This is a genomic window from Clostridium vincentii, assembly GCF_002995745.1.
Taxonomy (GTDB): domain Bacteria; phylum Bacillota; class Clostridia; order Clostridiales; family Clostridiaceae; genus Clostridium; species Clostridium vincentii.
Window position 1 is genome coordinate 1 of the sequence record NZ_PVXQ01000037.1, and the last position, 21,332, is coordinate 21,332.

25 protein-coding genes are annotated in these 21,332 nt (G+C 29.2%); 2 read left to right on the forward strand and 23 right to left on the reverse strand.

Annotated elements, in window-relative coordinates; all coding sequences use genetic code 11:
- Positions 1 to 112 precede the first annotated feature (112 nt).
- The 17 genes from CLVI_RS13760 to CLVI_RS13840 all read right to left on the reverse strand — a co-directional run bounded on the left by CLVI_RS13760 (position 113) and on the right by CLVI_RS13840 (position 13,427).
- Entirely contained in the window at positions 113 to 958 is an 846-nt protein-coding gene (locus CLVI_RS13760; protein WP_106060705.1) for an MBL fold metallo-hydrolase, read from the reverse strand.
- A gap of 10 nt (positions 959 to 968) precedes the next feature.
- Positions 969 to 1,343, reverse strand: coding sequence for an iron-sulfur cluster assembly scaffold protein (locus CLVI_RS13765; RefSeq protein WP_106060706.1), 375 nt, complete (start codon positions 1,341 to 1,343; stop codon positions 969 to 971).
- Between the two features lie 283 nt (positions 1,344 to 1,626).
- Positions 1,627 to 2,088 (reverse strand): spore coat protein, encoded by a 462-nt coding sequence (locus tag CLVI_RS13770; protein ID WP_106060707.1) that lies wholly within the window; start codon positions 2,086 to 2,088, stop codon positions 1,627 to 1,629.
- 66 nt (positions 2,089 to 2,154) lie between these two features.
- Positions 2,155 to 2,613 carry a Fur family transcriptional regulator gene (locus tag CLVI_RS13775; protein WP_106060708.1) on the reverse strand — a complete coding sequence of 153 codons (459 nt, stop codon included), beginning with the start codon at positions 2,611 to 2,613 and terminating at the stop codon, positions 2,155 to 2,157.
- Positions 2,598 to 3,425 carry a metal ABC transporter permease gene (locus CLVI_RS13780; RefSeq protein WP_106060709.1) on the reverse strand — a complete coding sequence of 276 codons (828 nt, stop codon included), beginning with the start codon at positions 3,423 to 3,425 and terminating at the stop codon, positions 2,598 to 2,600. Before CLVI_RS13780 ends, CLVI_RS13775 begins: the two co-directional genes overlap by 16 nt.
- Positions 3,426 to 4,190 carry a metal ABC transporter ATP-binding protein gene (locus CLVI_RS13785; protein WP_106060710.1) on the reverse strand — a complete coding sequence of 255 codons (765 nt, stop codon included), beginning with the start codon at positions 4,188 to 4,190 and terminating at the stop codon, positions 3,426 to 3,428.
- A gap of 1 nt (position 4,191) precedes the next feature.
- On the reverse strand, positions 4,192 to 5,085 hold the full coding sequence (locus tag CLVI_RS13790) for a metal ABC transporter solute-binding protein, Zn/Mn family (protein WP_106060711.1): 894 nt from the start codon (positions 5,083 to 5,085) through the stop codon (positions 4,192 to 4,194).
- A 218-nt stretch (positions 5,086 to 5,303) separates the two neighbouring features.
- Positions 5,304 to 6,191 carry a damage-control phosphatase ARMT1 family protein gene (locus tag CLVI_RS13795; protein WP_170065681.1) on the reverse strand — a complete coding sequence of 296 codons (888 nt, stop codon included), beginning with the start codon at positions 6,189 to 6,191 and terminating at the stop codon, positions 5,304 to 5,306.
- Positions 6,181 to 7,560: a ScfB-related radical SAM/SPASM orphan maturase gene (gene nscfB / locus CLVI_RS13800; RefSeq protein WP_106060713.1), complete on the reverse strand. Its 1,380-nt coding sequence runs from the start codon at positions 7,558 to 7,560 to the stop codon at positions 6,181 to 6,183. The genes CLVI_RS13795 and nscfB overlap by 11 nt, the downstream gene beginning before the upstream one ends.
- 83 nt (positions 7,561 to 7,643) lie before the next feature.
- Positions 7,644 to 8,018, reverse strand: a complete 375-nt coding sequence (locus CLVI_RS13805) for a DUF134 domain-containing protein (protein ID WP_106060714.1) — start codon at positions 8,016 to 8,018, stop codon at positions 7,644 to 7,646.
- 109 nt (positions 8,019 to 8,127) lie between these two features.
- A complete protein-coding gene (locus CLVI_RS13810; RefSeq protein ID WP_106060715.1) occupies positions 8,128 to 8,415 on the reverse strand; it encodes a DUF5320 domain-containing protein in 288 nt (95 codons plus the stop codon).
- A 102-nt stretch (positions 8,416 to 8,517) separates the two neighbouring features.
- Positions 8,518 to 9,009: a flavin reductase family protein gene (locus tag CLVI_RS13815; RefSeq protein WP_106060716.1), complete on the reverse strand. Its 492-nt coding sequence runs from the start codon at positions 9,007 to 9,009 to the stop codon at positions 8,518 to 8,520.
- Between the two features lie 105 nt (positions 9,010 to 9,114).
- The gene (locus CLVI_RS13820) at positions 9,115 to 10,050 is read right to left on the reverse strand and encodes a type I phosphomannose isomerase catalytic subunit (protein WP_106060717.1); all 936 of its coding nucleotides are present in this window, start codon (positions 10,048 to 10,050) and stop codon (positions 9,115 to 9,117) included.
- Positions 10,051 to 10,084: 34 nt separating this feature from the next.
- Positions 10,085 to 10,912: an Mrp/NBP35 family ATP-binding protein gene (locus tag CLVI_RS13825; protein ID WP_106060718.1), complete on the reverse strand. Its 828-nt coding sequence runs from the start codon at positions 10,910 to 10,912 to the stop codon at positions 10,085 to 10,087.
- A gap of 324 nt (positions 10,913 to 11,236) precedes the next feature.
- Positions 11,237 to 11,554 carry a thioredoxin gene (gene trxA / locus CLVI_RS13830; RefSeq protein WP_106060719.1) on the reverse strand — a complete coding sequence of 106 codons (318 nt, stop codon included), beginning with the start codon at positions 11,552 to 11,554 and terminating at the stop codon, positions 11,237 to 11,239.
- Between the two features lie 234 nt (positions 11,555 to 11,788).
- Entirely contained in the window at positions 11,789 to 13,144 is a 1,356-nt protein-coding gene (locus tag CLVI_RS13835; protein ID WP_106060720.1) for a PFL family protein, read from the reverse strand.
- Positions 13,145 to 13,157: 13 nt separating this feature from the next.
- Positions 13,158 to 13,427: an ACT domain-containing protein gene (locus CLVI_RS13840; protein ID WP_106060721.1), complete on the reverse strand. Its 270-nt coding sequence runs from the start codon at positions 13,425 to 13,427 to the stop codon at positions 13,158 to 13,160.
- Positions 13,428 to 13,648: 221 nt separating this feature from the next.
- On the opposite strand from CLVI_RS13840, the gene CLVI_RS13845 reads away from it, so the two are divergent.
- Entirely contained in the window at positions 13,649 to 14,287 is a 639-nt protein-coding gene (locus CLVI_RS13845; RefSeq protein WP_106060722.1) for a histidine phosphatase family protein, read from the forward strand.
- A 129-nt stretch (positions 14,288 to 14,416) separates the two neighbouring features.
- Here CLVI_RS13845 and CLVI_RS13850 read toward each other — a convergent pair whose 3' ends face one another.
- From CLVI_RS13850 to CLVI_RS13875, 6 genes are all read right to left on the reverse strand, one after another.
- Positions 14,417 to 14,620, reverse strand: coding sequence for a heavy-metal-associated domain-containing protein (locus CLVI_RS13850; protein ID WP_106060723.1), 204 nt, complete (start codon positions 14,618 to 14,620; stop codon positions 14,417 to 14,419).
- Positions 14,621 to 14,672: 52 nt separating this feature from the next.
- Positions 14,673 to 16,082 (reverse strand): aminotransferase class I/II-fold pyridoxal phosphate-dependent enzyme, encoded by a 1,410-nt coding sequence (locus CLVI_RS13855; RefSeq protein WP_106060724.1) that lies wholly within the window; start codon positions 16,080 to 16,082, stop codon positions 14,673 to 14,675.
- 7 nt (positions 16,083 to 16,089) lie between these two features.
- A complete protein-coding gene (locus CLVI_RS13860) occupies positions 16,090 to 17,289 on the reverse strand; it encodes a M16 family metallopeptidase (protein WP_106060725.1) in 1,200 nt (399 codons plus the stop codon).
- Positions 17,290 to 17,292: 3 nt separating this feature from the next.
- On the reverse strand, positions 17,293 to 18,660 hold the full coding sequence (gene scfB, locus CLVI_RS13865; RefSeq protein WP_106060726.1) for a thioether cross-link-forming SCIFF peptide maturase: 1,368 nt from the start codon (positions 18,658 to 18,660) through the stop codon (positions 17,293 to 17,295).
- A gap of 67 nt (positions 18,661 to 18,727) precedes the next feature.
- Complete coding sequence (gene scfA, locus CLVI_RS13870) at positions 18,728 to 18,865, reverse strand: six-cysteine ranthipeptide SCIFF (protein WP_106060727.1); 138 nt, start codon at positions 18,863 to 18,865, stop codon at positions 18,728 to 18,730.
- A gap of 135 nt (positions 18,866 to 19,000) precedes the next feature.
- Positions 19,001 to 20,209, reverse strand: a complete 1,209-nt coding sequence (locus CLVI_RS13875; RefSeq protein WP_106060728.1) for an alanyl-tRNA editing protein — start codon at positions 20,207 to 20,209, stop codon at positions 19,001 to 19,003.
- 272 nt (positions 20,210 to 20,481) lie between these two features.
- On the opposite strand from CLVI_RS13875, the gene CLVI_RS13880 reads away from it, so the two are divergent.
- Positions 20,482 to 21,279, forward strand: coding sequence for an EFR1 family ferrodoxin (locus tag CLVI_RS13880; RefSeq protein ID WP_106060729.1), 798 nt, complete (start codon positions 20,482 to 20,484; stop codon positions 21,277 to 21,279).
- Positions 21,280 to 21,332 lie beyond the last annotated feature (53 nt).

A 21,332-nucleotide genomic window follows, 5' to 3' on the forward strand; every position in this document is an offset into this window, starting at 1 on the left:
TTTTACAAGTATCATCCATTCTTCTTTAGATCTTCTTTCTGCCATGCAAATTACCTCCTACTAAGTATAGGAGTATTATCACATTAATTTACTGCCAGTCCTAGGTGATGAGTTATTTGACGCTTACAAAGATACTATTTCCTGTATTGTTATATACAAATTTATTTCCAAATTCATTTTCAAGTTCTTTTGTAGCATTTTCTCCGGTACAATGGGATAGTCTTAACATGGAGATATTATTTTCTTTTAAAAATTCAATTGTACCTTTTAACCTTAGCTCATCCGCTTCAATCAAATGACTCCCCCCAACAATACAATAAATAGGCATGCCTGTTCTTTTTATTATTGTTTTCAGAATATTTATTACTCCAACATGTGAACATCCAAGTATAACAACTAAACCTTTTTTATGTTTTACTACTAATACTATTTCATCAGAAAAATCATCTGCTATATATTCTTCATTATGCTTTATATAAAATTTTGTATTAAGAATTTCAAATTCAGTATTTCTTTCAAAATTAGAAAATATAAGTATATCCTCAGTAACATTAAATAAATCTTGAGTAATATATTTTATAGGAATATTATTCTCAACAATAAATTCTTTGTCAAAGTTATTACCATTAAATTTATAATTTTCTCCATCTACTAGCTTATATTTTTCATTAAAGAATCCCTTTCCAACTATAAGTTTAAAAGAGTTATCCGTATTGTCTACAAGCTTTCTCAACCCACCACTATGGTCATAATGACCGTGGCTTAACATTACATAATTTAATTTATTTAGGTTGATTTTTAATTTTTCTGCATTTTTAATAAAATCTCCACTTTGGCCTGTATCAAATAATATCTTCATTTCATCAATTTCTATATACAAAGAAAGTCCATGTTCATTAATTAAAATATTATTTTCATCTTCCTTATTTTCAATAAGAGTCGTTATTTTTACATTCATTTTTTAATCCTCACTTTATTTTATAATCATCAATAGCACTTCTCAATGCTCCAATACCGAGATTTGAACAATGCTTTTTATTTTCTGGGAGTCCCCCTAAAGCTTGTATTATATCATCTTCATTAATTCGTAATGCTTCTTCTAAAGTTTTTCCTTTTACAAGTTCCATTGTGATACTTCCAGTAGCAATAGCTGCAACACACCCAAAAACTAAAAATCCAATATCTTCAATCATATTATTTTCTACTCTTATATATAGTTCTAAATAGTCACCACAATTTGGATCTCCATTGAATCCTTCTCCATTTGGATTATAAATTAGCCCCATATTCCTTGGATGCATAAAATGCTCTATAACGGTATCTGTATACTCGTCTTTATACATAAAATTCACTTCCTATTCAAAATTATTTTTTACTAAGAAATAATTTGAAAATCTCTTTTCATTAATAGCATATGCTAATTATTTTGAATATACTTATGGATTTTTTAATTAATATTAATTGTTTATTCTATTCTTAAGAATTTTGAATTTTATATTATAATATTACTCCCATCCTTTATTATTGTCAAATGCCAATAATAGCACCATAAAAAAAATACAAAAAGATATTTGCTTAATTTAAATGCAAACTCCTTTTGTATTTTTTTTATTAAGATTTTATTGTCTATTGAACATTATACATCCCTTTACTTTCCATATATTTAAATATAGATTCTCCATGTTTTTGTTCTTCTTTTTGTATATGATTTAATACATCACGGACATTAGTATCTCTAAATTCAAAAATTGTAGTATCGTAAGCACCCGAAACATACTTTTCTGTCATTAATAAATCTGAGCATATATCCTTATCAGATAAATTATTTCCTGCTATTTGAGCATTATTCACATTTTGCACTGGATTTTGATTTTGTTGCTTATTCATTTCAGGAATATTACCATTTAACAATTGATTAATAGTATCAAGATGATTTCTTTCTACTTGTTCATTAGCTTTACATATTTGTTTTAATTGATTATCGTTCACTTGATTTGCATAGTTATTATACTTTTCTATACAAATTTGTTCATGACTTTTTTGATCCTCTAATAACATTCTTTCTTTTTGTGTTAAAGTTATTTCCAAAATAAACACCTCCGGTCTTATTTTGTGTAACTTTACTTTTTTTATACTATCATGCTCTTATAAATTTTATTGCTCTTGCCATTTTAATTTCTCAAGACATTCACTACATAACCCTATAAACATAATATTCGAATCATATATTTGCAAATTATTTTCTTTCTCTAGTTTATTATTCAATAATAAATATTCTAAATTTAAAGATCTACTATCAATATCTATTATACTATTACATTGATTACATGTTAAATGTAGATTCAGGGGCTTTCCACTAAATATTTTCATTTCATAATAATTTGTATCATTTGCGTTGATTTCTTTTATAATGCCTAACTCTTTAAAATTCTTTAAAGTTCTGTAAACAGTGGTAAGACTAACAGAGTCTTCTTTAACAATTTCATATATTTCTTTAGCATTCAAATGAATATCAGCATTAATCAATGTTTTTAATACATATTGTTTTTGCCTTGTAAATTTATAACCACTATTCTCAATTATTTTCTTGAAATACATCAAATTTTTATCCATTTAATTCTCCTTAATAACTTAGTGCCAATAGAAACTATAATATAAGAACTAACTGCTACAATTATTATAGATGCTCCAGAAGCAATATGAATTTTATATGATATAAAAAGTCCTATTAGTGAGAATGACACACCAAATAAAATAGAAAACATCATAATTTTCTTTAAATTATATGTAAACATTTTAGAAATAGCAGGTGGAACTGTTAAAAGTGCAATTACAAGTATTATGCCCACTACTCTTATAAGTACAACTACACTAAAGGCTATAAGTAAAAATACCATATGCTCCATTAATTTAACATTAATGCCAACTACTTCAGAAAATTCTTCATCAAAAAGATAAGCTTTTATATTATTATAAAATGCTATTACTATAAAAATAACAATAAAATCCAAACCAGCCATTATATAAAGATCTAATTTAGAAACTGTAAGTATATCTCCAAATAAATATGAAGAGATATCTGGAGGATACCCAGGAGTAAGAGAAATAAATATAATCCCAAGTGCCATACCTAATGACCAAAACATTCCTATAATAGTATCTGTATTTACCTTTGATCTTTTTTTTATCTCAACAATTCCAAAAGAAGATGCTATAGAAAATATTAGAGCACCTATTATTGGTTCTATTTTTAGAAAGTATCCCATCCCTACTCCACCAAATGCAGCATGTGCGATGCCTCCACTCATCATCACAAGCTTTTTTTCAACTATTATTGTTCCGATAACACCACATATTATGCTTGCAAGGATTGCACCAATTATAGCATGTTGCAAAAATGTATATTTTAAAATAGTATCTATCATTTAATTTCCCTCCTGATGGTTTCTAAATACTCTATGAGGTATCTCACCATGAGCTATAACATCTACTGGACATCCATATACTTTATCCATTATATTTTTATCAAGTTCAGGTTCTCCATGATAAAATAGCTTCTGATTTAAGCAAGCTATTTTATCTACATAAGAAAAAACAAATCCAGTATCATGGGTAACCACTAATATAGTAATATTCTTATTAAGATCTTTAAGCAATGAATAAATACTAGTTTTTGACTCTACATCAACACTTGCAGTTGGCTCATCTAAAAGCAAGAGTTTAGGTTCCGTACAAAGAGCTCTTGCAATTAATACTTTTTGCATTTGACCACCAGAAAGTTGTCCTATCTGCCTATTCTTAAGTTCATATATGTCTAGCATATTCATTATATTTTCAGCAAATTCTATATCTTCTTTAGAATACTTATGAAAAAAATTCATACCAAATTTTAATCTTCCCATAAGCACAACATCAATTACATCTATAGGAAAACTTTTTTCAAATTTTGTAAATTGAGGTACATATCCTATAGAATTTCTTTTATCCTGTGGATTTTTACCATATACTTTTATCTGTCCTGATGAAGGTTTAATTAATCCTAAAATTGCTTTTAATAATGTTGATTTACCTCCACCGTTAGGCCCTAAAATTGCAACAAATTCTTTATCTTTAATAGTAATATTTATATCTTTTAAAGCACTTAATTCTTCATAATTTACGCTTAAGTTCTGTATCTCAACTGCATTCATTCTAATCCAACTCCATTGTTTCCTTAAAAGTTTTCGCCATCTTGTCTAGGTTACTTATATAATCTGACGAAAGTGGTTCTACCATTTCAGCCTTTCCGCTAATTTCTGAAGCAAAAGTTTCAGACTGCTTACTATCTATTTCTGCCTGATAAAATATTGCCTGTATTTTTTCTTTTTTAGCAAAATCTATAGTTTTTTGAAAATCCTCTACAGTCGCCTCTTTTCCTTCTTGCTCAAGTGCTACCATCTCAAGTCCATAATCATCCGCAAAATATCCAAAAGCTGGATGGTAACATATAAAAGCATTTTTCTCTAAAGATACCAAAGAACTTTTTATATCAGTATCAAGTTTATCGAGTTCATTAATATAATTATCCCCATTTGTTTCATAAAAGCTCGTATTAGAAGGATCTTTTTCTGAAAGTTCTTTTACTATTTCTTGAATCATAATCTTTACTCTTTTAGGTGAAAGCCATATATGTGGATCTCTCTCTCCAGACTCAAATTTTATTTCACTATAAACTTCTGAAACCGTCTCTGCCATATTTACTATTTTTATATCTTTGTTGAAATCTCCTATCTTAGGCAATATACTTGCACTTTCAGTAGGAACACCTATAGAAAAATATAAAGATGCACTACTTAGTTTTTCCATAACCTCTGGAGTAGGTGCAAAATTTTCAGGACTTTTTCCTGGTGGTATCATTGTAATAATATCAACCTTATCTCCACCAACTGCTTTTACAAAAGTTTCCTGTGGTACTATAGAAACAGCTACACTAATTTTCTCACTTTCATTTAAACTATTACCTTCTTTATCAACACCACATGCTGAAAAAAATAATACAGGAACAATAATTGAAAACATCGCTAAACTTCTACCTATTTTTAACATTTAAACATCCCCTTTTTGTGTAAATTATAATCATTTGCATTTACATTTAACAATATTATACTCCCTCACCAATAAGTAGTCAAAGCATATGTTGTTATTGATTATAATTTTCATATTGTTTTAATTATATTTCAAATATTATTATTTATGAATTTCTCTTTAAATTCATTTTAATCACTATACTTTTTTAGTTTTTCTATTATACAATCCAAATATCTTTACTTCATTATATCATTCACATTTCTTTCATTAACAAAAACACCTTTGAATTTTTCTATATTAAATCTTCTAGTAAAGAAATCACATTTGCATAGGAATATATAATAAATATTCTTACCGCATCCAAAGAGGGTTTCAAAGTTTCCTTGTCCCTTTGCAATTATTAAGTCGGCATTATCAATCAGCTGTTTTGATTTTACATTTATTTCATCTAATTGTGTACCAGGTATGTCGGTCCCATTTTCTACAACATTGACCATCTTGCAAAGACCTATTTCTTCAGCATCTTTAATCGTTGCATCGTTAAGTGTTGCCTTACCTCTTACAATTACATCTATAATTACATCTGGATACATTTCCTTTAATATTTTAATAAATATTTTATCAAAGACAATTTCTCCGGCATTATCAACAATATATACGATTTTTTTAGAATCTTTTAATTCTCCTAAAAAATTTTTATACTCTTTAGCATCAATTACTTGTTTTGGAGCATTTTTAATTAGATTTTTCAATTGATTAATATCAACTTTGTCCATAGCTCCAAAATCAATAAAATTACCAACCATTGCATATTTTAATGCTGTGAGCAGTTTTTCATCCGAATTATAGATACAGCTTAAAATTTCTTCTTCCATGGAAATCACAAGTTTATTATATTCATTTTTTATTTTATAATAAATATCGCCCAAATTTAATTCACTGTTCAAACGTCTCATTATTCTTGCACTTAGATAGGGAGATGTGTCCCCTTTTTCAGACATTGAAATAATTTTAAATACTTCTTTCATAAATTTCAGTTTTTTAACTTTATCTGTCTCATACTTATCAAATAAAGAATCCACTTTTTTTATAGTACAATAAATACATTCTAAATTAGTATCCATTTTTAGCCTCCAACCTCTTATTATTCCTATAATATTGCAAGGCAATTGCATATTCGAATCTTTTCTTTTGCATATTACAACCAATTTCATATGGTGTTTTTGTATCTCCAGTAAAATTATAATTATTAGCTTGACAACCTCCACTACAATAAAATCTTGCCCAACATTTTTTGCATTCTTGTTTATTATATATATTAGATTTTCTAAAATCAGTTGACATCTTTTTATTTTTAATTCCATCATAAATATTTCCCATATAGAAAACTTTATTGCCTACAAATTGATGACAAGGATATATATCTCCTTCTGGAGTTACTGCAATATATTCAAAACCAGCTCCGCAACCAGATATCCTTTTATAAATGCATGCTCCTCCATTAATATCAATATTAAAATGATAAAAAATAACATCATCATGCTTTAATAATTTGTTATAAATTTTATTATATTCTTCATATATTTGTTCTAAATCCTCTTTTTTAATAGAAAGAGGATTTTCTGCCGGTAACACCACTGGTTCAATTGAAATTTCTTTAAATCCGATATCTATAAAATGCTCTATATCTTTAGAAAAATCTAAGTTCTGTGATGTAAATGTTCCCCTTATATAATATTGCTTTTTAGATTTCACTCTTCTTTTAACCATACTCTTTATTTTAGGAAGAATATCATCATAAGTTCCTTCGCCATTAATTCTTACCCTTATGCTATCTTGTACTTCTTTTCTACCATCAATACTCAAAACAACATTCACCATGTTTTCTTCCAAGTAATCCATAATATCAGGGGTTAGCAATGTAGCATTTGTAGTAATTGTAAATCTAAAATTTTTATTATACTGTTGTTCCTTACTTCTTGCATAGTTAACTGTTTTTTTAACAACATCCATATTTAAAAGAGGTTCTCCTCCAAAAAAATCTACTTCTATATTCTTTCGTGGGCCTGAATTTTCAATTAAAAAATCAATACTTCTTTTAGCAACATCAAAACTCATTAATATTTTTTGCTGATCATACCCTTCTCCATCAGCAAAACAATACTTACATCTTAAATTACAATCATGTGCAATATTAAGACATACAGCTTTTATATAATCCGATTCTTTTTCAAAGTTTTTAGCAATATATTCATATTTATCCTCAGAATATAATTGTTCTTTTTTTATAAGTTCTTCTATCTCGTCATAGCATTCATTTAAAATATTTTCATCATATTCTTTTCTGTATTTATTTATAACATTATTTCTACTTTCAATACCATTTTCATCCACGATGTCATAAACAATCTTATCTACTACATGAATAGATCCGGAACTTACGTCTAAAATAAAATATTCATCATTACATTTAAATTTATGTATATCATTCATTAAATTATTATCCTCTTTTCATTTATTCTGTTCTTATTAAAAAATATATTTCTAACTATTTATATTTAAATTAATATCCATCTTTAGCTTCCAAATTTTATATTCTTACCATGTCTGTGCCTATGACAAATACACCCATCACAATCTTCTTTATCTCCAAAATCACTACAAAGCTTGTAATTACCGCCTTCTATTTTTAATATTTTACCATTTACCACACTATCAGCTAATTTTTTTCGAGCATCATCATATATTCTCTGTATTGTTGAACGTGCAACACCCATTGCATCTGAACATTGTTCTTGATTTAATCCTTCCAAATCTATAAGCCTTATACTTTCATATTCCTCAACAGTCATTATTATAAATTCATTTACTTCCCTAGATAAATCTACAGGACCAAATACGCTAACTCGTGGTAATGTACAAACTCTTCTCCATTTTCTTGGTCTTGCCATTAATTACTCTTCCTCCTTAGTCTTATTGTTTCTATAATATTTTTAATCTAAAGATTCTATATATTTCTATACATTAAAATAGAGGATGATCACACCCCCTATTTAAAATTTAGCTTTCAGTTGTAACTAAATTATCATTTCCGGTCCATATGCATCCTCTTCCACATCTTCTACCGAATACTGGTGTTCCTGTAACTTTGTTATTTTCATTACAAGTTCTTATCCCTCTTCCAGTTTTTGCTCCATTTCCGCAAGGGCCTGTTCCATCTCTTCTTCTTCCACCTATTCTACCTAATACTGGTGTTTCCTCAGCCTTGTTGTTTTCATTACAAGGTCCTATTCTTCTTCCAGTTTCTGCTCCATTTCCGTCTGGACCTGTTCCATCTCTTCTTGGCATAACCATACCTCCTATATTATATAATTAGTTTTGGGCATTTGCCCTTTACAACTATTATTATACTCCATTAATGGCATATGTCAATAACTTATTGTAATAATTTTATAATATATTAATTGCTGAAAAATCAATATTCCCTTTATCATCAACTATTTCTTTATTAGTATGAACATATTCAATTTTACCTATAAACATTTCATGCGAACCTGTCATTATAGAATCCACAACTTTACATTCAATATTTACAGGACAATCTGCTAATAAAGGAGCATTCACCTTTATTCCTTCTTCAACTTTAACATTAAAATTTGAAAATTTATCCTCATCTCTACCACTATGACTACCTAAATAATCAAATAGTTCTTTTTGCTCTTTTGTTACAAGATTTACTACAAAAACACCAGTTTCTTTTATAATATGATAAGAATATCTTGAAGGTACAATTCCTACCATAACCATTGGTGGATCATAACTACAATTCCCACAATATCCTACTGCTAATGCATTGTTTTTCCCATCAATACCTCTACAAGAAACTAGTATTTTTGCCATTGGTTGAAGGCATGATTTCATATTCCCTTGAATTTTTTCCATAACAAACTCTCCTAACTTATTTATTAATGTAAAATTTATTACACTACTTTTTTATTACATGTTGTATATTTTTAATATCTCACTTTAAGCTATATTTTTTATAGACTAAATCACAGGATAGCTTTTAAGCAGGATAAGTTGTCCCTTTATTTCATATTTTCCCAATGTTGCAGGTATTAAATAACTATCACCCATTTTAATCTTCTCTGTATATCCTTTTCCTTCTATTATTCCTTCACCATCTACACATGTTAAAATATCAAATTTTTCTTTATTACTATTCTCTTCTACTGATTTTTCTATAATTATCTTTTCTATTCCAAAGTATTCATTTTCACATAGCAAACTTTTTTTATATCCATCAAATACAACTTCTTTTCCTTTAAGATTTTCACATTGAAGATCAAAATTTATTACACCTAAAGCCTTTTCTACATGTATCTCTCTTGGTCTTCCATAATCATAAACTCTATATGTTAAATCACTGTTTTGTTGAATTTCTGCTACAATAATACCTTCACATATAGCATGTACAAGTCCACTATTTATTAGAAAACAATCGCCTTTTACAACTTCTATTTTATTTAAATACGTTTCAACTTCCCCAGATTTTATTGCTACTTCAAATTGTTCTTTTGTACAATCTTTAGTACCTACAATTAAAGTTGCACCTGGTTTTGCATCTATAACATACCAGGCTTCTGTCTTACCATAATCACCTTCATATTTAGCTGCATATTCATCGCCTGGATGAACTTGCACTGAAAGTTTTTCTCTAGTATTAACTAGTTTCACAAGCAAAGGAAATCTTTCTATGTTTACTTTGGTCCCAACAAGAGAATTCCCATATTTTTTTACTAAATCATCAAATCTAGTTCCTTTATAAGCCCCATTTTCAACAATTCCTGTTCCATTTGGATGACAAGCTATATCCCAGCTTTCTCCAATGTTTCCTTTTGGAAGATTGTCTCTAAAACTTTCTAAATCTCTTCCACCCCATATTTTATCATAATATAAATTTTGAAATTTAATTGGATACATAATATTCCAACCACCTTTTTCTAAGATATTAATATTATTCTAACTCACTAATAATACTTTTTACTATAGGATCAAATATTAACTTTAAGCTTTCATTTATATTTTCATCTTTATTTTCTGATAAACTACCTATACTCTTTAACATAGGAAGTTCTCCTAAAAGTTTTAAATTCATATCTTTTAAAAATTTATCTGTATTTTCACCGTCAAAAAGCTTAATTTTCTTTCCACATTCCGGGCAATCTATATAGCTCATATTTTCAATAACTCCTAAAACATTAACATTCATCTTATTTGCCATATTTACAGCTTTAGAAACTATCATAGAAACCAAATCTTGTGGAACAGATACCATAACAATTCCATCTATTGGAATAGACTGCATAACGGTTAACGCAACATCACTTGTGCCTGGTGGCATATCAATTACTAAATAATCAAGATCTTCCCACAACACATCAGTCCAAAATCGTTTTACCATTCCTGAAATCATAGGTCCTCTCCAAAGCACTGCATCTTCTTCTTTTTCCATTAATAAATTTAGAGACATAGCTTTGATTCCATTACTAGTTTTTACTGGCAACATCATATCTCCTTGGTTCATAACTTTTTCATTACTCAAACCAAGAAGTCTTGGAACACTTGGTCCAGTTATATCAGCATCTAAAACACCTACACTATACCCAAGCTCATTTAAATATTTTGCAATAATAACGGAAATCGAAGATTTACCTACTCCACCCTTACCACTCATAACCCCAATAATTTTTTTTACATTATTCATAGAATTATTTTCAATCATACATTTTGTCTTATCCCTATTACATCCATCATTTGATGAACATGAATCACAATCTGACATAAGATCATCTCCCTTTATTTATTATCATTTGCCAATATAATATTATTCCTATTTTTTATTGTTGTCAAATGCCAATTAAAATTATTGCCCTATTTTCAAAACTGATAAATATTAATTATAAATATAGCTACTTTTTCATTAAAACATAATAAAAAAGATGACTCCTCTTCAATACCAGGGCACTGAAAAACTTATAGTTTTCTAGTGCCCTGGTTCAATAAAGAAATCATCTTCCTAATTTAGTATATTTTTAAAAATTATTATTGTTTTGAAATCTTGTCATCAATAATGCGAAGTCCATAAAACTATTTTATTAAATTAATCCTATAAATATGCATTTAACTTTTGTGTTATATTTTGTTCTGGCATAAAACCTGATAAATTTTCTACAGGAACTCCATCCTTAAATATAATCATAGTTGGAACTGCAGATATTCTATATTTTTGAGCTATATTACCATTTGCATCTATATCTACCTTAAAAAATTTCGCTTTGTCTCCTAATTTATTACTAACACCTTCAAACACTGGACCTAACATCTTACATGGTCCACACCAAGTTGCAGAGAAATCAACAATTACTACCCCTTTAGTATTTTCAACATTTTCAGTAAATTCATTACCATTTAATACTTTAACCATATTCTTATTTCCTCCAATTCATATTTTTTAATTTTCTTTACTTCCTATGATTAAATTATAACCTTATCTTTTTGCTCTCTCTGTGACTTTATCACTTAAGTTGCTTTCAAAAAAACAGCAAATCCGTTACTAGTCTATTTTGTTTCCTATGCCTAATTAAATTATGTAAACTTATATTCAGTAACAATACTTTCTCTATTTTTAATTTTATCATTAAAATAATAACTTCTTTTACTAGTTCTTAAATGAATGTATAGGTGCAGGAATTCTTCCACCTCTTTGAGCAAATAGTTCTGATGATTTTCCGTTTACTTTCATTACAGGAGCTCTACCTAAAAGGCCACCAAACTCAACCATATCTCCAACGACGCATCCAGGTGCTGGTATTATTCTAACAGCTGTAGTCTTATTATTAATTACTCCTATTGCTGCTTCATCAGCAATCATACCTGCAATTGTTGAAGCTGGTGTATCTCCAGGAATTGCAATCATGTCAAGACCAACTGAACATACACATGTCATACCCTCTAATTTTTCTAAATTTATTGCTCCACTAATAACTGCATCTATCATTCCTGCATCTTCTGAAACTGGTATGAACGCTCCACTTAAGCCACCAACATGACTACATGCCATAACTCCACCTTTTTTAACAGCATCATTAAGCATTGCAAGTGCTGCAATAGTCCCATGAGTTCCAACTTGTTCAAGACCTATTTCTTCTAATATTTCTGCAACAGAATCTCCAACTGCAGGTGTTGGTGCAAGAGATAAGTCAATTATTCCGAAAGGTACATCTAATCTTCTTGATGCCTCTTTTGCAACTAATTCACCCATTCTAGTAACTTTAAATGCAGTTTGCTTAATAGTTTCAGCAACAACGTCAAAAGATTGCCCTCTTGCTTTTTCAAGAGCTCTTTTAATAACTCCCGGTCCACTTACTCCAACATTTATGACTTTTTCAGCTTCTCCAATTCCATGGAAAGCTCCTGCCATAAATGGATTATCTTCAACTGCATTTGCAAATACAACTAATTTTGCACATCCGAATCCATTTGTATCCTTAGTAAGTTCTGCAGTTTGTTTTATAATTTCTGCCATATCTCGTACAGCATTCATGTTTATTCCTGATTTCGTACAACCTACATTAACAGATGCACAAACTTTTTTTGTTACTGCTAGTGCTTCTGGAATTGAGCTAATTAAAATCTTATCTCCTTTAGTACAACCTTTTTGAACTAATGCTGAAAATCCACCCAAGAAATCTATTCCTAAAGTATCAGCTGCTCTGTCTAAGATTCTTGCAAACTCAACATAATCAGTTTCGTTAGTAGCTCCTGCTATTATTGACATTGGAGTTATTGAAACTCTCTTGTTAATTATTGGAATACCAAATTCTGATTCTATTTGTCTTCCAACTTCTACTAAATGTTCAGCAGTTTTCGTAATTTTATCATATATCTTAATTCTAGCTTTATCTCCATCTGAATCTATACAATCAAGTAATGAAATACCCATTGTTATAGTTCTTATATCAAGTTTTTCTTCTTCAATCATCTTTATAGTTTCAAGTATATTATTAATATTCATAAGACCCTCCTAATTATAGTGAATGCATTGACTTAAATATTTCTTCTCTTTGTATCTTTATTTCTATCCCTAGCCCTTTTCCTTCAGCTGTTAGACTAGCACGAATATCATCAAAACTGACTTTCATATCTTTACAATCTAATACCATTACCATAGTAAAAAATCCTTGAGTTATAGTTTGGTTAACATCTAATATATTAATGCTATATTCTACCATCTTTTGGCTAACCCTTGCTATAATACCAACTTTATCTTGCCCAACTACTGTTAATATTGCTTTCATCTTTATCTACTCCATTCATAAATTTATTTTAAAGATATCTCTTTTTAAAATATTATAATTACCATATTTATCTTGCCATTTGTCATTTTTTATTTTACTATTATTTATTTTTATTGTCAAATGCCAATAATAAATATTGACTTGAATTGATAAACCGCTTAATATTAATTATAAATACAATTAATTTTGCATCAAATTATTTAAGCATAGGAGATAAAAAAATGAAAACCAAAGTATTTTTAGTAAGACACGGTGAAACTGAATGGAATAAATTAGGTAAGTTTCAAGGATGTAAAGACATAGACTTATCTGAAGAAGGTATTTTACAAGCTAAGTATCTATCTGAAAAATTTAATGACAATTTTGATTACATATATACAAGTCCTTTAAAAAGAGCAGTACAAACATCAGAAGTTATCGCTGCTAATAAAGAAATTAAACCTATTATAAAGAATGATTTAAGAGAAATAAATTTCGGTGAATGGGAGGGGCTAACCCTAAAAGAAATATCAAGTAATTTTCCAAAAGAATTTAATAATTGGAGAAATGATAAAATTGAAGCTCCTCTGTGTGGTGGAGATTTAAGCCTAAAAATTGCAAGTAAAAGGGCTAAAGCTGCTATAACTGAAATTGCAGATAAGCATAAAGAAAAGAAAATTTTAATAGTAGCTCATGGTGGAATAATAAAAGCAGGGTTAATCGGACTTTTCGAATTGGACATGACAATGTATCATAAAATTAACTTAGGAAATACTGCAATTTGTGAAATAGATTTTGACTCTGACTTAAATCCAACTATCGTTAAGCTAAATGATACAAGTCATCTGCCTAATAATTATATTATTAACTCATTTGTTTAATAAAGTATAGTATAGTTTATCCCATCCTCTAAGGCACAATCAAAAAATAACAAACCAGTATGCTTATATATTTTGCATCTTTGGTCTGTTATTTTTTCATGTGCCTAATTTAGATTCTTTGAATATTTATTATTCAATATTATGCCCTGTGTTTTGAATACAATTTCTAATATCTTCTTGAGTAGCTGGTTCATTATAAATCACTTCAACACTGCTTCTGCCAAGATCAACACAAACCTTATTTACTCCCTCAATCTCTTCTAAAGCATTTTTAACTTGAGTTTTAATATACTCACTACCTAGACCTTCTACAATATAGTGATCTCTTTCCATATAGACTTATCTCCTTTCATAACGAATGATAAGTATAGTATGTTCCAAAAGTCTAAACTATATTAATATTTTCTTTGTCCACACCTAAAACAGTGCATCCTGCTTTTAAATAAGCCTTTACTGCTTTAATTATTTCTTCATTAAAAATTTCCCCAGGACAAATTATAGGAATTCCTGGAGGATAAGGAACAATAGCATCCCTAGCAATCTTACCAACAGCATTATCTAAACCACACTTCTTCTCTTGGTAGGCAAAAACTTCAAAGGGTTCTAAGGCTTTCTTTGGTATAAATAGATTAAAGGATATTACTTTACTATTGTCTTTAATCTCTTCCATTTTTAATTTTTCAATAACCTCATAAAGCCTTTGAAGAGATTCTTCTATCTTGAATGGAGATAATATTAAAACCAATCCACTATGAAAGCTCATTTCCGCTTGAATATGATTTTTTCTTAAATAATCCAAGAATTTATGACCACTATAGCCTTTAGACAAAGTTATTACATATCTACTTAAATCAATATCATAAAATTTAGGTAGATCTTTCTTTGATAATATCTTCACCTTATTTAGATCATTAATTTTATCTTTCCACATCTCAGCTATTTTAATTAACTCTTCATAATCAGATTTGCCATAGGTCTCTAGATAATATCTAGCATAGTCTAATGATGCCATAATTAAATAAGAGGGAGATGTAGTCATAAAAGTACTTACATAAAAGTCCGTTTCTTGTGATTCATCATTAACTAAAAGATAGGATCCTCCTGTTAAGGCTGGCAAGGTTTTATGGGCACTTACTACTGTATAATCTGCTAAATGTGCAACGTTTTTTGGAAGTTTATCAGTTATTCCAAAATGGGCTCCATGGGCTTCATCTATAATTATTTTTAAACCTTTGCTTTTTAAGTCCTTTATAATATCTTCAATATCATAAGTAATTCCAAAATAATTAGGATAAGTTAAAATTATGCCTTTTGGATTGTTACTTTTGTCTATTGCACTATAAATAGCATCCTTATCTGGGGGCAAAAATAAACCACCTTCTGCTTGGACTCTTGGTTCTATAAATGTCACCCTTAGCTTTCTTAGGATAATTCCATTATAAACAGAACGATGACAGTTTCTTTCAACTAAAACCTCATCGCCCTCATTAAAGGCGGAAAATATAGAAGCTAAATTTCCGCAAGAACTTCCATTAACTAAAAAATATGCTTTTTTAACTTTATAAAGCTTAGCTAAAAGCTTCTGTGCTTCCTTTATTACGCCCTCTGGATGATGAAGGTTATCTAAGGATTCAACCTCTGTTATATCTAAAAATCCAAGATTTTCAGCAAATTTCTTTCCTGTTTCATCCCTATTAAAGCCTTCTCCAGCCTTATTCCCTGGCATGGAAAACAATATATTATTCTCATCATGATAATTTAATAAAGCTTGAACTAATGGTAATTTATTATTCATATTAACCTCAACTTATTATTTCTATAGATGGATTTTTAAGAACATTCCTAGCTACCTTTAAAATATCGCCACCTGTTATTTTTTCCATTCCTACTAGCATATTATCATATATCCTAAAGTCCTGAAACATAACGCTATAGGTTGATAATTCTTTTGCAAGTTGTATGCTTTGCTCTTCTTTAAATAGCTTTTTTATCTTTATACTCTTTATAAACTGAGCTATCTTCTCTTCATTTAAAATCTCTATATTAGAAATAGCTTCATTAACTATTTCTAATGCCTTATCTACCTTATCCTTTGAAGTAGAAAAATTTATCTTATAAAGCCTAATGTGTTTTTCATGTCTAATTTTAGTTAACACATCATAGACTAATCCATTTTTAGTTCTAAGGGAAGAAAATAGCACAGAGTTTATTCCTTCTCCAAAATATTCATTAAAAATTCTTAGAGCTTTCATTTCCATCTCGCTCAAATCATTTATAGGAAAAACAATCTGCAGCTTACAAGTATTTGTATTATCGCTCATATTCCTGTAAATTCCTACAAGCGGAACTTCATCCTTCTCTATAGCTGGCTGTACATTTTTTTTCTTCCAATCAGAAAAATATTTTTCTATTATCTGCTTAACCTCTTCAAAACTCAAGGACGATACCACAGCAATGGAAGTATTTCCTGGAGAATAATAGGTTTTGTAAAAATTTTCAATGTCCTCTATTTTAATTTTCTTTAAGCTTTCTATATCTCCTATTATAGGATACTTCAATCTATTATATCTAAAGGTATTAAAAAGGAGCTTGTCCTCACAGTATTGGTCAAGCTCCTCATCCCATTCTTTTAATTCTTCAACTATAACATCCATTTCTTCTTTAAATCCCTCAAAAGGGAAGGCGGCATTTATTAAAAGATCCGAAAAAATCTCTACACCTTTATCTAACTCTTCCCCAAGCAAAGTACCATAATAAATCACATAGGGATAGTTAGTCATGGCATTATGAAATCCAAATAATTTACTTAATTCTTCATTTATTTGGTCCTCACTTCTCTTTTTAGTGCCCTTATAAACCATATGTTCAGTTGCATGAGCTAGTCCTAAAATTTCACCATCTTGAGCTGCTCCAGCCTCTAAACCTATGGAAATAGATGTGAGCTGTGAAGTTCCCTTAGAATATATTAGCTTAATTCCATTATCTAATATAAACTCTTTCATTTTTTACTCTCCTAAAGCTTCAGCTTTAAGTGCAATTGCACACTCAATTCTCTTCTTTTGTAGTTTGCATCCTATTTCATAAGGAATTTTCATATCTCCACTAAAGTTAACATTATTAGCTTGGCAGCCACCGCTACAATAGAATCTAGCCCAACACTTTTTACAGGTTGGCTTATTGTAAATATGAGCCTCTTTGAATTTTTTAGACATTTCCGAGTCAAAGCTGTCATCATATATACTTCCTAATTTATATTCTTCCTTACCAACAAATTGGTGACAAGGGTATACATCCCCTTGAGGAGTTATTGCTACATATTCAAATCCAGCACCACAGCCTGAAATTCTCTTATATATACAAGGACCGCCTTGAAGATCTATGTTAAAGTGATAAAAATTGAATTCATCTTTGCCTTCTTTTCTTCTAGCTCTCATATCATCATATAATTTATCATAATTAGCAAATATAGTAGGTATGTCTTCTTCCCTTAGAGCTAATGGACTCTCAGGATCAAGAACAACTGGCTCAATAGAAATTTCTCTAAATCCTTCATTAACCATAGCCATTACATCTTCATAGAAATCTGTATTTGCGCGAGTAAATGTTCCTCGTACAAAGTAAGTTTTCCCCTTAGTTCTCTTGCTTATCATCTTCTTGATATTTGGAACTATATCGTCATAAGAACCACTTCCATCTGGTTTAATTCTAACGTTATCATTAACTTCTTTCCTTCCATCTAAAGAAAGAATTATATTTACCATTTCCTTATCCATGTAATCCATCATTTCATCTGTTAAAAGAGTAGCATTAGTAGTCATGGTAAATCTAATAGTCTTACCCCACTTCTTCTCATTATCCCTTGCATATTTAATTACTTCCTTTAAAGTGTCCATAATCATAGTTGGTTCTCCACCAAATAAATCTACCTCTATGTTTTTTCTTGGACCACTTCTCTTAATAACATAATCAATAGCCTTTTTAGCTATTTCTAAAGTCATTACACCTTTGTGTCCATGGTATTCACCCTCATCAGCAAAACAATATTTACATCTTAGGTTACATCCATGAATTACGTTTAGGCAAATTGCCTTTATATAATCTCTATCATCCATTGAACTATTAGCTATATCCTCATATTGATCTTTAGAATATATTACTCCATCCTCAGCAAGCTCTTGAATTTCATCATAAGCCTCTGAAAGTTGTTCTGAATCATACTTATCACTAAGGTCTTCTAAAATTTCAGTCTTTGGTTTTATTTGATCATCTTCTAATATGTCATAAACAAGCTTGTCTACTATATGAACCGCTCCTGAATTTACATCTAAAACATAATAGTTTTCACCTTGTTTAAATTTATGTATTAACGCCATAGTATTACCTCCAAAATAATAACAGTTCACAGCCTAAAACTGTGAACTGTTTAAACTGTGCACTATCTTAGTTTTCGCACGCTAAATTAGCAACTGTACATGATGTTTTGCAAGCTGATTGACATGAATTAGCGCATTCTTTACAACCTGGCTTACATAAGCTGTTCTTTATATTTGTTTTATTTACTGTTTTAATGTGTTTCATTGCTTATAACCACCTTCCTTATTCTCATGATATTATACCATAGTTGGTATATACATGAAACATACTTTAAAATTTTCTCTCTACTAATTATATTAACCAAACCTTGGGATATGCTAGCTTTATTTTTGGTGTGCCTTAAGCTTCTAGACTCTCTTTAAGTATTCTGCTTGCATAATCCATCGCATTTTGAAGATTCGCTACATTCTTTCCTCCACCTTGAGCAAGAGCTGGACTTCCGCCACCCTTTCCATCAATTAGAGAAATTGAATCCTTTAATAAATTACCCATATTGACATTTTTTAAATTCTTAGAGCATCCAAATAAAAGATTAGCCTTATCACTATCCTTTGTTGCAAAAAGAATAACTATATTATCCTCTAAAGTTAACTTGTCTGATAGCCTATTTAAGAATTTCATATTTTCACCATCATAAATTTTATTTATAAGAGTTATCTCTCCTATTTTTTCGCCCTTATCTACTAAATCTTTAGTTTCAAATTCTGCTAAGGCTATTTTTATTTTTTTATTTTCTTCCCGAACTTCATTGAAACTATTTTTCAAGCTAGCTAAACTCTTTACAGTCTCATCTGCTCCGGTACTTAATCCTATACATAATTCATCTAATATATTAGACCTATTTAAGAATTCCTCAACTGCTCTATTTCCTGCAAGAAAAAACACTCTTGTATTACCTTTATGCTTTTCTACTCCCTTAATTTTAATCATTTGAAGTTCTAGAGTAGTTCCTGGATGAACTCCACAACAAGCATTAATATCCAAACCTTCTATCTTTACAACGCTAATACTTTCATCACTAGTTGCAAGTTCACGTCTAAGCCCCATAGCTTTTGCTTCTTTTCTATTAGTTATAAGAAAAGTTACCTTATGATTTTCTCCAATAGCTTTATTTGCAGCTTTCTCTGCCTTAATTATTTGCTCCTGTTGAATATGCCCAACTATATCTACATAACTTATGTCTTTTCCTAAATGAATTCCTGCAGTATTTGTATTGAAAATACTAAAGAAGCAACCTGAAAGAACGTGTTGTCCTAAATGTTGTTGCATTCCATCTAATCTATTTTCCCAATCAATTTTACAGATTACATTTTCTAAATTCTTTGGTTTTGTGTCTACTACATGATAGATATTTTCTCCTTCTTCTATCATATCAATTACCTTTGCTCCATCTATAAAACCGGTATCCGACCCTTGTCCTCCACCACCTGGAAAAAAGGCTGTTTTATCTAGAAGTAAAAGAAGCTTGCCTTCCTCTTCTTTTACTTCAACTATATTTGCTGTAAATTCCTTTATGTACTGATCTTTATAAAATAATTTTTCTGTCATACTTCACCTCTATAATTTATTAATCTATGAATATTATATCACTCTTTGATTTGATTTCTTATTTATTTTATATAGTCTATTTCTATGTGATATATACATTATACCAATATCAATGTTATAATTTGTATATTATTGAAAAATATAATCATATTATTATTCCAATATTATTTATATCTTTAGGAATTTTTATTCTTTTGGAAAGTGGAACTATAAGTTTTATTTATGAATTTTTTTTACATTGCATAGTAATCTATAATAGGAAGGATTTTTATATGGATAATAATAAATTACTAATCTTATATCATTCAGGAGCTGGAAGCACTAAAACACTTTCAGAAATTTACTTTGAAAAGTTAAATTCATATTTTGTAGATATAAATTCAATTGATTTGGAGTATGATTATACAAAACTTGAGAACTACGATTTTTTAATTTTTGCTTTTCCTACATATCACTGTAGTCCTTCTCCTTCTATGATGGAATTCATTAATAACATGCCAGTCTTTAATGAACCAAAGAAGGCTTTTGCATTCACTACATATGGTCTGTACAGCGGAAACACCTTAAGAGAATTCATTAATACATGTTCATCCAAAAATATAAATATAAATGGATATTCAGGCTATAGAGCACCTGCTACTGATGGGGCACTACTTCTACCCCCAGTATCTTTTATGTTTAGTTATGAAAAAAATATAACTACTAAAATAATGGCAGATATAAAAAAAATAGATGCTATTATAAAAAGTGATGCTAATACAGTTAAATGCCCTTCATTTAAATTATATACAATATTAAATTATCCTAATAAAATTTTAGGTAAAGCACATAAGCACAAATTGAAATTATTAAAAGAAAACTGTGTAAATTGCAACAAGTGTGTTAATGATTGTATAAGAAAATGCTGGACAAAGATTGGAGTATATCCTCAATTTAAAGTAGACAACTGTGAATTTTGCTTTAAGTGTATACATCATTGCCCTAATGGTGCAATAGTCTTATCTGAGAAAACTCAAAAAAAGATTAAACTTAATGAAAAATTCTATAGTAAATTAAAGGAGAAAATATGATTTTGAAATAGATTATGAGTATAAATCATTGAAATTACTATTAATTAATGATA

What these genes read in the sequence shown, in the direction of transcription:
- CLVI_RS13795 (WP_170065681.1), bottom strand. Translation starts at nt 6,191, where the DNA reads ATGGATACTAATTTAGAATGTATTTATTGTACTATAAAAAAAGTGGAT.
- CLVI_RS13875 (WP_106060728.1), bottom strand. Translation starts at nt 20,209, where the DNA reads ATGACAGAAAAATTATTTTATAAAGATCAGTACATAAAGGAATTTACA.
- CLVI_RS13860 (WP_106060725.1), bottom strand. Translation starts at nt 17,289, where the DNA reads ATGAAAGAGTTTATATTAGATAATGGAATTAAGCTAATATATTCTAAG.
- CLVI_RS13825 (WP_106060718.1), bottom strand. Translation starts at nt 10,912, where the DNA reads ATGTCAGATTGTGATTCATGTTCATCAAATGATGGATGTAATAGGGAT.
- scfB (WP_106060726.1), bottom strand. Translation starts at nt 18,660, where the DNA reads ATGGCGTTAATACATAAATTTAAACAAGGTGAAAACTATTATGTTTTA.
- CLVI_RS13820 (WP_106060717.1), bottom strand. Translation starts at nt 10,050, where the DNA reads ATGTATCCAATTAAATTTCAAAATTTATATTATGATAAAATATGGGGT.
- CLVI_RS13835 (WP_106060720.1), bottom strand. Translation starts at nt 13,144, where the DNA reads ATGAATATTAATAATATACTTGAAACTATAAAGATGATTGAAGAAGAA.
- CLVI_RS13815 (WP_106060716.1), bottom strand. Translation starts at nt 9,009, where the DNA reads ATGGAAAAAATTCAAGGGAATATGAAATCATGCCTTCAACCAATGGCA.
- CLVI_RS13760 (WP_106060705.1), bottom strand. Translation starts at nt 958, where the DNA reads ATGAATGTAAAAATAACGACTCTTATTGAAAATAAGGAAGATGAAAAT.
- nscfB (WP_106060713.1), bottom strand. Translation starts at nt 7,560, where the DNA reads ATGAATGATATACATAAATTTAAATGTAATGATGAATATTTTATTTTA.
- CLVI_RS13850 (WP_106060723.1), bottom strand. Translation starts at nt 14,620, where the DNA reads ATGGAAAGAGATCACTATATTGTAGAAGGTCTAGGTAGTGAGTATATT.
- CLVI_RS13805 (WP_106060714.1), bottom strand. Translation starts at nt 8,018, where the DNA reads ATGGCAAGACCAAGAAAATGGAGAAGAGTTTGTACATTACCACGAGTT.
- CLVI_RS13880 (WP_106060729.1), top strand. Translation starts at nt 20,482, where the DNA reads ATGGATAATAATAAATTACTAATCTTATATCATTCAGGAGCTGGAAGC.
- CLVI_RS13775 (WP_106060708.1), bottom strand. Translation starts at nt 2,613, where the DNA reads ATGGATAAAAATTTGATGTATTTCAAGAAAATAATTGAGAATAGTGGT.
- CLVI_RS13845 (WP_106060722.1), top strand. Translation starts at nt 13,649, where the DNA reads ATGAAAACCAAAGTATTTTTAGTAAGACACGGTGAAACTGAATGGAAT.
- CLVI_RS13840 (WP_106060721.1), bottom strand. Translation starts at nt 13,427, where the DNA reads ATGAAAGCAATATTAACAGTAGTTGGGCAAGATAAAGTTGGTATTATA.
- trxA (WP_106060719.1), bottom strand. Translation starts at nt 11,554, where the DNA reads ATGGTTAAAGTATTAAATGGTAATGAATTTACTGAAAATGTTGAAAAT.
- CLVI_RS13780 (WP_106060709.1), bottom strand. Translation starts at nt 3,425, where the DNA reads ATGATAGATACTATTTTAAAATATACATTTTTGCAACATGCTATAATT.
- CLVI_RS13765 (WP_106060706.1), bottom strand. Translation starts at nt 1,343, where the DNA reads ATGTATAAAGACGAGTATACAGATACCGTTATAGAGCATTTTATGCAT.
- CLVI_RS13790 (WP_106060711.1), bottom strand. Translation starts at nt 5,085, where the DNA reads ATGTTAAAAATAGGTAGAAGTTTAGCGATGTTTTCAATTATTGTTCCT.
- CLVI_RS13810 (WP_106060715.1), bottom strand. Translation starts at nt 8,415, where the DNA reads ATGCCAAGAAGAGATGGAACAGGTCCAGACGGAAATGGAGCAGAAACT.
- CLVI_RS13785 (WP_106060710.1), bottom strand. Translation starts at nt 4,190, where the DNA reads ATGAATGCAGTTGAGATACAGAACTTAAGCGTAAATTATGAAGAATTA.
- scfA (WP_106060727.1), bottom strand. Translation starts at nt 18,865, where the DNA reads ATGAAACACATTAAAACAGTAAATAAAACAAATATAAAGAACAGCTTA.
- CLVI_RS13855 (WP_106060724.1), bottom strand. Translation starts at nt 16,082, where the DNA reads ATGAATAATAAATTACCATTAGTTCAAGCTTTATTAAATTATCATGAT.